Raw genomic sequence first — 12,317 nt, 5'->3', positions numbered from 1 at the left:
GAACGAGTGCGCAGTGGCCGTAGTGGTAGACGGGGTCAGCGGCAAGACTCGAGGCATGAACGCAAGCGATCGTACCGGTACTCCGGAGCTGCGGACTGTGCGAATGGCGCTGATGCTCGCCTGCCGGGCCCCATCGGTGCACAACACTCAGCCGTGGCGTTGGGTGTTCGATGGCGAACGATTGCATCTGTTCAGCGATAACGACCGACTGTTGCGGTCAGCCGATCCGTTCGGCAGGCAATTGGTGATCAGCTGCGGCACCGTGCTCGACCATGCCCGCCTGGCCTTCCTGTCGATGGGCTGGTTCGCCCATACAATCCGAACCCCTGATCCGAATCTGCCGAACTATTTGGCCACGCTCGAATTCCGGTCGTGGCCGGGCTCATTGAATACGACCGCCGCTCGGATCCGCGCCATCCGCCAACGCCGCACCGACCGGTTACCGATGCTGGCACCGCCTGGCTGGAACGAGGCATTAGACACCATTCGCGAACTGGCGAGACCACATCATGTGGCCGTCGACGAGATCGCCGACAGTGATCGGCCCCGGGTCGCCGCTGCCACTGAGCATGCCACCGCACTGCGCCGTTACGATATGCTCTATCAAACCGAATTACATTGGTGGAGTGGACATTCAGACGTCAAGGAAGGTGTCCCCGCGGCCGCGCTGGCATCGGATGCCGAGGCGGCGAGGGTAGATGTCGGCCGCGGTTTTCCACCAGCACCGTATTCGCTGCGCCGCAGCCAGCTCGAGGACCAGTCCCGACTGATAGTGCTCAGCACCCTCGGTGAGACGCCCGCACAATGGCTGTGTACCGGCGAGGCACTGTCGGAGGTGCTGCTTGAATGCACGGCCCGTGGCCTGGCCACCTGCTCGCTCACCCATATCACCGAACTTGTCACCAGCCGTTCGGTAATCGCCGATCTGATTCCCGATCCGGACGTGCCCCAAGTCGTGATCCGCGTCGGCATCGCGCCCGAGGACAACGAACCGGCTGCGACACCACGGCGACCACTCGACGAGGTACTCGAGGTGCGCTCGCCTCGTCCCTGAATCCGATCGCGGACCATCGGCTTGTCCGAGGGCATCCTTCGGCCCTAGGTCAGTGGCCGCCCGCAGCGCAGGCTTGGGCCCCATAACACCGCTACGCTTCCAGGAGGCAAACGATGCCCCACCACGACGATCCCCTCGCGCCCGCCGTGCAGACCGCACACGACTGGCTGCGCGCCGTCGCCGACAATCTCGATACCGACGACCCGGCCTTCGCCTACCGAGCGCTACGCGCTTGGCTGCACACCGTGCGCGACCGCATCAATGTCAGCAGCTCGGCACATCTGAGCGCGCAACTGCCCGAGGTCCTGCGCGGGGCCTATTACGAAGGCTGGGTGCCCAGCCATGTTCCGGTCCGGCACGGCATCGCCGAATTCACCAGGCAGTTTGCTCGCGAGGCCGGTATCGACGAGGACGAGGTCGGTCCGATCACGGCCGCGGTCACGGCCGCGCTCTCGGAATTGTTTTCTCCTGGGCAGTTGAACCGGATCTTCGCCGTCCTGCCGATGCATCTGTACGGCGTGTTGTGCGGGGCGCGGCCCGCGGTGGACGAGTCGCTGATCGAGTGGGAACCGGGTGCCATGGCGCCTGCGCTCGATCCCACCGCCCAGCTCGAAAATCGCATCCAGGCGCTCGGGGACGCCGTCGCAATGCTGGCACGCGGACTGGAGCGACTGCCCTCCGACAGACCCGATAGCGACCGGTCGACGCGAGCGGCCCAGCAGGCACATCGCATCCTGCTCGCCGAAGGTCTGGCCAGCGCCGAGGCACGGGAGCGCTGAGATGTTGCGGGCGACGATCCCGCTGGGTCGAGTCGCGGGTATTCGCATCGGCGCGCACTGGTCGGCGCTGGTCACCCTCGGCCTGTTCACCTATCTGCTCGGCCGCTCGCTCTCCGATGCGCACGGGAATTCGGTGGCGGTCTGGCTGGTCGCCGCGGCGGGCGCGGTCGGACTTTTCGCCTCCCTGCTGAGCCATGAGCTGGCGCATTCGATCATCGCCCGCCGCAGCGGCACTCGCGTCGAAGTGGTCGTGTTATGGCTACTCGGCGGCGTATCCGAACTCGGCGACGAACCGAAGGACCCGCGCTCGGATCTGCGCATCGCAGTGGCCGGACCGCTCACCAGCCTCGTGCTCGGCGTCGCGTTGTTCGGCATGACCGGTGTGGTCGCGGCGACGGTCAGCGGGCCGGTACCGGAGATGTTCGGCTGGTTGGCCGCGATGAATCTCGTGCTGGCCATTTTCAATTTGATCCCGGGCGCACCGCTGGACGGTGGCCGCGTACTGCGTGCACTGATCTGGCAGCGCACCGGGGATCGGTTACGCGCCAGCACCATTGCCGCGCGTAGCGGCCGAATCGTCGGACTGGCTCTGCTGATCCTCGGTGGCGTCGAACTGCTGCTGGTCGGCGCGGGCGGTGGGCTGTGGCTGATGTTGCTCGGCTGGTTCCTGTACTCGTCGGCCAGTGTCGAATTGACCGCCGCCGGGTTGCGACACCGACTGGGCGACATCCGGATTCGCGATGTCATGACCGAACATCCGCTCTCGGTTCCCGCGACCTGGTCGGTGGCCGATCTGCTGCGCTCGCAGATCGTGCACACCGAGCACCGCGTGTTCCCGGTGGTCGACACGGTAGGACGGCCGATCGGCGAGCTCGGCTGGTCCGATCTCACCGGACTATCCGTGGCGGCCCGCGAGACCACCGCGGTGGGCGAGGTTGCCCGCCCGCTGCCGCCGACGGCCCGGGTATCCGGCGACGAATTGCTCTCCACGGTGGCATCCCAGGTGGTGCTGCGCCCCGACTTCGACGTCATCACGGCGATCGATCCGCACGGCCGACTTATCGGCGTGGTCACCGCGACAGATCTCACCCTAGCCGTCCAACGCAGCGCGCTGGGACTGCCCGCCCGCCGACCCGAACGGTATCGGCCACCGGACAGCGAACTCTGAGAAGACAATTCGGCCTGCTAGTGGCCAGTTGACGGGAGGCTTGCGATGAGCCACACACGAGTACAGCAGGAACCACCGCGACCGATCTTCCGGGACCGGCACGAGGCGGGGCGAGTGCTGGCCAGTCTGCTCGAACACTATCGCGGCGATCCGGATGTCCTGGTGCTCGGCGTCCGCTGGCAGTGGCGACTCGTGTTGGGGGCCAGGCGATTTCGGCTCGCCGCCGCCTTGGTACTGCTCACGGTCCGCCGCCCTGCTAGCCGCGGTCTTCCTCGGCGGATCGGCACTGGGCGCGACCAGCCCGCCCCCGCCGGGCCTCGGTGTAGGCAGGGCGTCGACGGCCGCAACTCAGCTCTTGCGCACCACGATCATCGGGCACTCCACCGTGTGCAGCAGCGCATTGCTGGTCGATCCGAGCAGCATGCTCGCGAATCCGCCGCGGCCGTGGCTGCCGACCACGAGGAGTTGCGCATTCGCCGACTCCTCGAGCAGAGCCCGAACGGGTCGGTCCAGTTTCAGTATTCGTGTCACGGGCACGTCGGGATACTGATCGCGGTAACCGGCCATATTCTCGGCCAGCAGCGTCTGCTCGGACTCACGCGCGGCCTCCCAACCCGAATGCGGCAGATCCATCCCGCTGGCATCACTCCAGGTATGCAGCGCTGTCAGCCCGACCTTGCGCCGCGACGCCTCCTCGAACGCCAGCTCGATCGCCGGCACACTATTCTCCGATCCGTCGATACCGACCAGGACGGGCTTACTCACCGATACCGGATCGAGCGCCGAATTCCCGTGAATCACCGCGACCGGGCAGTGCGCGTGGTGGGTGAGCGCGGTGCTGACCGAGCCGAGCAGTCCGCGCTGAAACGCGCCGATGCCCCGGCTGCCAACGACCAGCATCCTGGCCTGCGCCGAGCGCAGGATCAAGGTCGGCGTGATCGATGCGAATATCACCTCAGTCGCCAGATCCAGCTCTTGGCCCGGTGTGGCCTGACGAGCCACCCGGGCCGCTTCGGCGACGATCCGCTCGCCGTCGCGGCGCAACCACTCCACATCCGCTTCGCTCAAGGCCTTGTCGGGGCCGAAGTCCGGCATCGCTACCGAGGTGAGGATGCGCATCGGACAGTGGTGCAGCACGGCATCGACCGCCGCCCACACAACCGCGTGATAGGAACTCGCCGAGCCGTCGACAGCCGCGATGATCTGTGGCCCTGTGGAATTGCCCATCGTCGCTTCCTTTCGATATGACCGAGCGCCGGTCGATGCCCGGGTCACCGTGCTGAGGCAACCTCATTACCGGTCCTTTTGGTCGGACCTTCGAATTGACGCCACTGCCGATCCCAGACCGCCCTATGACGATGTTCGAACAGCCACACAGCGCCCTGCCCCAGCAGCCATACGACGAACCAGGTGCCGTTCAGCACCACGACGCCGACGCCGATACCGCTCAGCGCGGCGGCACCGGGGCGCCGTGGCGCAGCCGTCGGAATCCGGTCCGGTCCCAGCCACACGGTCACGTGATCGCCTACCGCCGCATGACTCGGCACCCGCACCGTCGCGGCGCCGGGGCGGCCATCGTGTGTCCACTGCACCCGCGCCTCGAACAGACGCGACGGCGTCCGCTCGGGTTCCGCCGTGATCACCGCGCTGACCGCGGATTTCGCCGCGTCCTCGGCACGGATCCGGGCCGCGGCCTCGGTATATGCCGATGTCCCCAGCACACCGGCAATCGGGATCGCGACCAGTACAGCGACTGCGATCAATGGTCCCAGCACGGCCTCGAGTCGATCCGAGGGGCGCAGCAAGGGATTCGGGCTCCACGGGCGCAGCAGCCGCAACCGTCGCCGCGGTGCCCACGCGTCCCGAATCGGGAACGCCGAGTACTCCGACATCGCCATCACCTTCTTCCGGAGGCGATTGCACTGAACCGAGCATCGCGCATCGGCGCGTGTACCGGCAGAGACAAAGGTCATCGCTGTCCGGAGTCCACCGGCCTCGCTATTTCACCGATGGCCCAAGGTCCCTCGGCCAGCGTCAGTTCGGCACTGGGCGAGGACGCTGCGGGGCCGTAGCGTCGAGATCGACAAAGTTTCCATCAGAAGACCGAGACCTTCGGCCATCATCGAACGGAGGTTGACACCATGCCCGAATTTCACGGCCGCAGTGCCGTGGTCACCGGCGGCGCGCACGGCATCGGCGCGGCAATCGCGCAAACCCTCGTCAAATCCGGCCTCCGCGTCGTCGTAGCCGATCTCCTTGATGCCGAGGGCACTGCGACAGCCGAATCCATCGGCCCGACAGCGCTATTCCGACATCTCGACGTCACCGACGAATCCGGCTGGCGTCAGGTGCTCGACGATGCCGAAGCGAACTTCGGACCGCTCGCCGTCCTGGTGAACAACGCGGGCATCGTCGACTTCGGCCGCATCGAGTCCGAATCCCCAGCGATGTTCCGTCATGTCGTGGACGTCAACCTGTTCGGTGCCTGGCTCGGCATGCATCTGGCGGCACGGCGATTACGCGCCAACGGCGACGGCGTCATCGTCAATATCTCCTCGACCGCCGGCCTGGTCGGTTACTCGGGGATCGCCGGATACGTGGCGAGCAAGTGGGGCCTGCGCGGATTGACCAAGGCCGCTGCTCTCGAACTCGGCGACGCCGGGATCCGGGTCTGCTCGGTACACCCCGGTCCGATACACACCCCGATGACCGCTGGCTTCGACGCGAGTATTGCCTCGGGACAACCACTTCCGCGGTTCGGTGAACCGGAAGAGGTCGCGGCGATGGTCGGCTTCATCGTCACTGACGCCACCTTCTCGACCGGATCCGAATTCGTCATCGATGGCGGTGCCACGGCCGGCATGACACTCGTCGCGCCTGCTCAGGCGCACGGAACATGGTAATGATCGCCACCGCCCAGCCGCGAATCCCGACGACACCACTTCCCTGACCCGAGTGGCCCGAGCGCGATGCTGCCCGGCTCGAGTGCTCTGTGAGCCAAGGGCTCGATCTTATGGCATATCCCTTGGTACAAGCGGCCTTTGGGCCCTGCAGTTCGTGATCGCCGAGTCCGAAAAACGCCCAGCTCGTCGTCGTCGGCAGCCGCGGGCCGCGGTGGCTTCGCCGACATGACCCTCGGCTCGGTCAGCCAAACCGTCCTATACGCCACCGGCTGCCCACTCATCGTCGCCCGCCCCTGATACCCGAACCGGCTCTTGATTACCCGCAGCCGCGATGCCGCCGGACGCCGACCGGCATCGCCGGGGATGGCCATGATTGGTCTGCCCGGCGCGGCCCCCGTCAGTCGCGGCCGTGGCGGCGTTCGTAGTCGGCTTCGGCGCAGCGCCCCGACTCGGCGTCGGCCAGCGCGGGGTCGAGGCCGTGCTTGATCAGGCGGCTGCGCCGGTAGACGTACATCAGGGCGGCGGTGAAGTAGATGAGCGGCAGGTACAGCAGCGCCATCATCGCCAGACCCATCCATTTCGGGCCGGGCACCAGCAGAAACAACATGAGCACCGGGGTGATCGGGAGCAGGAACCGCATCAGATAGCGGCGCGCAGCGCCCGCTCCGGTCAGGTCGTTGAGCACCCATTCCGACATCGATGGAGGCAAAGTGCGGCCGAGGATGTAGCCGATCCGCTGCGGGCGCGGCAGTACGGCGGTGTTCGGCATCGTTCTCCTGTTTGCTAAAGTGCGCAATCAAGAGATTAGTCTGGACGAGGTGGGTTACGCCTGCTCAACTGATTGCATGATTTCTAAATTAAACACGTAGCGTTTTTCGAAGGAAGGCACACTCGTGACCGTTAGCTCTGCGCCCACCCTGAATCCCCAAGCCCCCACGCCGCATCAGGAGATCACCGCCTGGGCTCGTGAGATCGCCGAGCTGACCGCGCCCAATCACATCGTCTGGTGCGATGGTTCCCGACAGGAGTGGGACCGGCTGACCGCACAGCTGGTGGCCAAGGGCGCCTTTGTGCCGCTGCGCACCAAGCCGAATTCGTTCTGGTGCGCGTCTGATCCCGACGATGTGGCCCGGGTGGAGGATCGCACGTTCATCTGTTCGGAAGACGAGTCGGACGCGGGACCCACGAACAATTGGGTCGACCCAGTGGATATGCGCACGGTGATGACCGAGCACTACCGCGGTTCGATGGCGGGCCGCACGATGTATGTGATCGCCTTCTGCATGGGACCGTTGGACGCAGCGGAGCCGAAATATGGTGTGCAGATCACTGATTCGGAATACGTCGCGGTATCGATGCAGATCATGACCCGCTCGGGTGCGCCGGTATGGGAAAAGCTGACCGGCGGTGTCGATTTCGTGCGGTGCCTGCATTCGGTCGGCGCGCCACTGGCGACCGGGGAGGCGGATGTGCCATGGCCGTGCGACAAGACCAAGTACATTGCGCACTTCCCAGAGGCACGCACGATCTGGAGCTACGGGTCCGGGTATGGCGGCAACGCGCTCCTCGGCAAGAAGTGCTTCGCATTGCGGATCGCCTCGGTACTCGGTCGCGACGAGGGGTGGCTGGCCGAGCACATGCTGATCCTGAAACTGACCTCCCCGCAGGACAAAGTGCACTACGTCGCCGCGGCGTTCCCGTCCTCGTGCGGTAAGACCAACCTCGCCATGTTGGAACCGGCGCTGGCCGGGTGGAAGGCCGAGACCATCGGTGACGATATCGCCTGGATGCGCTTCGGCGCCGATGGGCGGCTGTACGCGGTCAATCCAGAGGCCGGATTCTTCGGTGTTGCACCCGGGACCGGGGCATCGACCAACCCGAACGTGATCACGACCATCGAACTCGGCAATTCGATCTTCACCAACACCGCGCGCACCGCCGACGGTGATGTCTGGTGGGAGGGCATGACCGACCAGCCACCGGCCCACCTGACCGACTGGCGCGGCAACGATTGGACACCCGCCTCCGAAACACCTGCCGCACATCCGAATTCGCGCTACTGCACACCGATCCAGCAGTGCCCGTCGGTAGCCCCGGAATGGAACGACCCGACGGGCGTGCCGATTTCGGCCATCTTCTTCGGCGGCCGCCGCGCCACCACCATCCCGTTGATCGCCGAATCCTTCGACTGGGCGCACGGGGTATTCATGGCCTCGACACTGTCCTCGGAGACCACCGCCGCGGCCGCGGGCCGGGTCGGGGTGGTGCGCCGCGATCCGATGGCGATGCTGCCGTTCCTCGGCTACCACGTCGGAGACTACTTCTCACACTGGCTCTCGCTCGGTGCGGGCGCGGACGCCGCGAAGCTGCCGAAGATCTTCCAGGTCAACTGGTTCCGCCGCGATGCGGACGGCAAATTCCTGTGGCCCGGCTTCGGCGATAACGTGCGCGTGCTGAAGTGGGCGCTGGAACGGATCGACGGCACCGCGGCCGCACAGTGGACACCGATCGGGAATGTCCCGGCCACCGATGGGCTCGATCTGTCCGGAGTAGCCGAGGCCGACCGCGCCCTGGTCAAGTCGGCGCTGGTCGTCGATATCGAGGAATGGGTGGCCGAGACACGCTCGATCGATGAATGGTTCGCCACCATCGGCGGCAACCGGCTGCCCGAGGAACTGCGCGAGCAGCTGGCCGCGCTGAAACTGCGCCTGCTCGGCAATCGGTGACCGTGCGGGCTCTACTACCCACCTGGTCGGAATGGCGCCCCGCGGTTCGTGCGCCCAGTGCGGACCTGATGGCCGGGTTGATCGTCGCGCTGGTGGCGCTGCCGCTCGCGCTCGGATTCGGCATCAGCTCCGGTCTGGGTGCGGCCGCGGGTCTGGCCACGGCGGTGCTCGCGGGCGCGCTGGCCGCGGTGTTCGGCGGATCGCGGTTCCAGGTGTCGGGCCCGACCGGTGCGATGACGGTGGTGCTGGTGCCGATCGTGCACGCGCACGGCGCGAGCGGAGTCCTCACGGTCGGGCTGATGGCGGGACTGGTGCTGGTGGTCCTTGCGGTCGCCGGGGTCGGCCGCGCGGTGCGCTACATGCCCGCCCCGGTGATCGAGGGGTTCACCGCCGGTATCGCCGTGGTCATTGCGCTGCAACAGTTTCCGGCCGCGCTCGGCATCGTGCACGCCGAGGGTGACAAGGTCTGGCAGTCGGCGTTCGACGCGATGCGTCGCTACGTCGAACAGCCGAGCATCGCACCACCTGTGATGGCGCTGGTTGTGGCGGTGGTCATCCTGATCGGCGGCCGCTATCTGCCCAAGCTGCCCTTCGCGTTGGTAGCGGTCGCCGTCGCCACGGTCGTCGCCAAGTTGTTCGATCTGAATCTGACTCGGATCGGCACCATTCCGGCGGGCCTGCCCGCGCCATCGTTGGGTTTCGTGCATCCCGATCAGCTGGGGTCGCTGGTGGCGCCTGCGCTTGCGGTGGCCGCGCTGGCGGCCTTGGAGTCGTTGCTATCGGCGACCGCGGCCGACTCCATGGCGGTCGGCACCCGGCACAACCCGGATCGCGAACTGTTCGGACAGGGCCTGGCCAATATCGCCGCACCGCTGTTCGGCGGTGTGCCCGCCACCGGGGCGATCGCCCGCACCGCGGTGAATGTGCGCTCCGGTGCCAGCACCCGGCTGGCCGCGCTCACGCACGCGATCATCCTGGCCGCGATCATCTACTTGGCCGCGCCGCTGGTCGCCGACATCCCGGTCGCCGCACTCGCCGGTGTCCTGCTCGCAACGACCGTGCGCATGGTGGAAACCGCCTCACTCACCGCGATCGCGCGGGCCTCACGCGGCGACACGATCATCATGGCGGTCACGTTCTTCGTCACCGTCGCACTGGATCTGGTCACCGCGGTGGCGGTCGGTGTCGGATTCGCGATCGTGCTCGCCCTGCGGTCGGTGGCCAGGGAGGCCCGCCTGGAACAGGTGCCGCTCGACGAAAGCGACCACCTTGCCGAGGAGCATGAACTGCTGCGCGATCACATCGTCGCCTACCGCATCGAGGGCCCGCTGTTCTTCGCCGCCGCACACCGGTTCCTGCTGGAGTTGGCCGAGGTCGCCGACGTCGAAGTCGTCATCCTGCGCATGTCCAAGATCACCGCTCTCGACACCACCGGCGCACTCGTACTCAAAGACGCCATCACCAAACTCGAGCACCGCCACATCACTGTGCTCATGTCGGGACTACGCACCGATCACCACCAGCGCCTGTCCGCGATCGGCGCCCTTCCCGCCGGAGGTGATGAGGCCATCTTCACCGACACCGGCGCGGCGATCGACCACGCTCGACGCTACCTCCCCGCCAGCGACGTTCCGGTCGCCCGGTAAGAACCCGATCCGCAAGGCTGGGCTGGTCGATCGCCCGTCGTCAGGTGCGGTCTACCTGGCGACAGGTCACTGCGGACGTGACACTGTCATGCTGCGTTCCGGGACGCTCGAAGGAGCCGCACGCAAGACGGCGGACCAGCACCGTCCGGCACTCGGCCTCCCGCGGTCGCTCGGCAATCCGTTAGCAGTTGGCATGTCGAGAGACAACCGGATCATGAGGATCCGCCTCAGCCCGTGGCCTCGCCGACCAACCCTGGCTCGGACAGCTCCTCGAGCAACTCCGCCTGACCAGCGACAACGCCGGTCAGGATGGCGCGAGCCACCGACAACAACTCCGCAACCCGAGGCGAAGTCAACGCATATGACACCGACAACCCCTCCCGATGCGCGGTAACCAGCCCGGTCCGTCGCAAAATCGCCAGTTGCTGCGACAAATTGGCAGGTTCGATACCCACCTCCGGCAACATCTCCGAGACCGCGTAGTCGCGCTCACTGAGCAACTCCAATACCCGGATCCGCGCTGGATGGCCCAACGTCTTGAAGAACTCCGCCTTCATTCGATAGAGCGGCTGGCGCGCATCCGCCATGAACTCCTCCACTCCTCGAATACCCGGCACTGAGAATACTTTCTAATCTTAGCAACTCACCATCGACCCTTGGAGATCACTCGCGCACCTGCTCTATCGCCGCTACGACACCGAACTCGGCCTGATCATCGTCCCTCGATCCCCTCGCTATCGCGGCCACACCGGCTTCACGTTTCGGTGCGCGCCAGGGTGAACAGGGCTTCGTCCTCCTGAGCGAAAATGCACGTTCAGGACGGCATCCAGTCCATAGAGTGTGGCGCGAAGAGCATCGACCTGATCCTTGCGTAGCCCGTTCGGGGATTCGTCGAGGTGGCGGCGGAACCGGTCGACCAAGCGCTCGATCTCGGTGTGTTCACGGCTCATCGTGACCATGGCCTCCGGGTCCTGAAGATATTGCGCCAGTGCGGGATACAGCTGGGATTCCTCGGCGCGCTTATGCGGTAGGACATGCTCGGTGAGCTGGTCCAGGCAGTGCCGGACCGCGACATTCGTGACCGGTCCAGTCCCGTTTGCGAGGGCGTCGGCGGACTGCCGAACTGAAGCCGCGCGGTCATCAGGTGTTCGTGCTCGCGCGCGAATCGCGCCACCAGCGGATCGATCGCGGCGGTGTTGCGTCGCTGGCCAGCGCGCGACGCGCGCAACGCGTTCAGGATGACCGACACGTCGATTGCTTCCTGCACCAGAGCGCCCAGCGCCCGGCACGAGCAGACCGAATGCCGCCGCAACCATGGCGAGCAACGACAGAGTCATCCCCGCGACAGCGCTCTGGACGGCCAGCCGATGCGAGCGCTGCGCGATCTTCACGGCGTCGGCCAGCCGATCGATTCGGTCGTCGACGATTACCGCGTCGGCGGCCACACCGCCGCGGTCGATCCGCGTGAACCCAGGGCGATGCCGACATCAGCGGCGGCCAAGGCGGGAGCGTCGTTCACACCATCACCAACCATGATCGTCACGCCATCGCGGCGCTCGGCTCGGATGGCCGCAATCTTGTCGTTGTCCTCGGTGCATCAGTACTGCGGCTGGGAATTCGACCCGGACCGCCGGTTCGAAACCTCGATCGATCGAACCCTCCCCCATTTCTTGCGGCCGTCTCGTGCTTGTCGATTATCGCGGCCGACGAGTTCGTCCCCACACAGCCGAGTCGGTCGGACGAGATGCTTTGTCCGACAACCAGATACCCGCGAGCAGGAACAACACAAGGGGTAGCGAAATGAACAAAGCATCGCAGAGCGAGTCGATGAGGGGTGATGGCCCGGCGACAGGTGGGCGCGCCGAACATGATGTGGATCAACGTCAGCTGGCCTCGGCCGGGGTGGTGGTAGGGGCCGATGGGAACACCAGCAGTCGCATCGCCACTTAGAAAACCGCATGGGCCAGGTGGAGTTTACTGGCAGGCTCACCATTCCCGCGGACCCGATCAGGAAGCAATGTGCCCAAGCCGACTCGGTTGA

General features: G+C 66.0%; 11 protein-coding genes and 1 pseudogene. 7 read left to right on the top strand and 5 right to left on the bottom strand.

Annotated features, from left to right (window positions below; translation table 11 throughout):
• Positions 1–55 precede the first annotated feature (55 nt).
• From NA5_RS30290 to NA5_RS30280, 3 genes are all read left to right on the top strand, one after another.
• Positions 56–1,054 carry an Acg family FMN-binding oxidoreductase gene (locus NA5_RS30290; RefSeq protein WP_062992297.1) on the top strand — a complete coding sequence of 333 codons (999 nt, stop codon included), beginning with the start codon at positions 56–58 and terminating at the stop codon, positions 1,052–1,054.
• A gap of 113 nt (positions 1,055–1,167) precedes the next feature.
• Positions 1,168–1,833 (top strand): DUF2267 domain-containing protein, encoded by a 666-nt coding sequence (locus NA5_RS30285; protein ID WP_062992195.1) that lies wholly within the window; start codon positions 1,168–1,170, stop codon positions 1,831–1,833.
• A 1-nt stretch (position 1,834) separates the two neighbouring features.
• A complete protein-coding gene (locus NA5_RS30280; RefSeq protein ID WP_062992193.1) occupies positions 1,835–3,001 on the top strand; it encodes a site-2 protease family protein in 1,167 nt (388 codons plus the stop codon).
• Positions 3,002–3,349: 348 nt separating this feature from the next.
• Here NA5_RS30280 and NA5_RS30275 read toward each other — a convergent pair whose 3' ends face one another.
• Both NA5_RS30275 and NA5_RS30270 read right to left on the bottom strand, forming a co-directional pair.
• On the bottom strand, positions 3,350–4,228 hold the full coding sequence (locus NA5_RS30275; protein WP_062992191.1) for a universal stress protein: 879 nt from the start codon (positions 4,226–4,228) through the stop codon (positions 3,350–3,352).
• 44 nt (positions 4,229–4,272) lie between these two features.
• Positions 4,273–4,893 (bottom strand): Rv1733c family protein, encoded by a 621-nt coding sequence (locus tag NA5_RS30270; protein WP_157110712.1) that lies wholly within the window; start codon positions 4,891–4,893, stop codon positions 4,273–4,275.
• A 249-nt stretch (positions 4,894–5,142) separates the two neighbouring features.
• Here NA5_RS30270 and NA5_RS30265 point away from each other — a divergent pair, with 249 nt between their 5' ends.
• Both NA5_RS30265 and NA5_RS42500 read left to right on the top strand, forming a co-directional pair.
• Complete coding sequence (locus NA5_RS30265) at positions 5,143–5,904, top strand: SDR family NAD(P)-dependent oxidoreductase (RefSeq protein ID WP_062992186.1); 762 nt, start codon at positions 5,143–5,145, stop codon at positions 5,902–5,904.
• Between the two features lie 176 nt (positions 5,905–6,080).
• A pseudogene (locus tag NA5_RS42500) lies at positions 6,081–6,201 on the top strand (universal stress protein); the annotation flags it as partial.
• Positions 6,202–6,301: 100 nt separating this feature from the next.
• Here the strand turns inward: NA5_RS42500 and NA5_RS30260 are convergent.
• A complete protein-coding gene (locus NA5_RS30260) occupies positions 6,302–6,673 on the bottom strand; it encodes a DUF5313 family protein (protein WP_062992184.1) in 372 nt (123 codons plus the stop codon).
• A 124-nt stretch (positions 6,674–6,797) separates the two neighbouring features.
• Here NA5_RS30260 and NA5_RS30255 point away from each other — a divergent pair, with 124 nt between their 5' ends.
• Positions 6,798–8,630 (top strand): phosphoenolpyruvate carboxykinase (GTP), encoded by a 1,833-nt coding sequence (locus NA5_RS30255; protein ID WP_062992182.1) that lies wholly within the window; start codon positions 6,798–6,800, stop codon positions 8,628–8,630.
• The gene (locus NA5_RS30250) at positions 8,540–10,276 is read left to right on the top strand and encodes a SulP family inorganic anion transporter (RefSeq protein ID WP_062992180.1); all 1,737 of its coding nucleotides are present in this window, start codon (positions 8,540–8,542) and stop codon (positions 10,274–10,276) included. Before NA5_RS30255 ends, NA5_RS30250 begins: the two co-directional genes overlap by 91 nt.
• A gap of 227 nt (positions 10,277–10,503) precedes the next feature.
• Here the strand turns inward: NA5_RS30250 and NA5_RS30245 are convergent, their stop codons facing one another.
• Together NA5_RS30245 and NA5_RS30240 are read right to left on the bottom strand one after the other, a co-directional pair.
• Complete coding sequence (locus tag NA5_RS30245; RefSeq protein ID WP_062992295.1) at positions 10,504–10,863, bottom strand: ArsR/SmtB family transcription factor; 360 nt, start codon at positions 10,861–10,863, stop codon at positions 10,504–10,506.
• Positions 10,864–11,010: 147 nt separating this feature from the next.
• Positions 11,011–11,721 (bottom strand): hemerythrin domain-containing protein, encoded by a 711-nt coding sequence (locus tag NA5_RS30240; protein WP_062992178.1) that lies wholly within the window; start codon positions 11,719–11,721, stop codon positions 11,011–11,013.
• Positions 11,722–12,317 lie beyond the last annotated feature (596 nt).

This window comes from Nocardia anaemiae NBRC 100462, from assembly GCF_001612725.1.
Classification (GTDB): domain Bacteria; phylum Actinomycetota; class Actinomycetes; order Mycobacteriales; family Mycobacteriaceae; genus Nocardia; species Nocardia anaemiae.
Note: the sequence above shows the minus strand (reverse complement) of the source record. Positions and strands in the feature narration are given on the sequence as shown.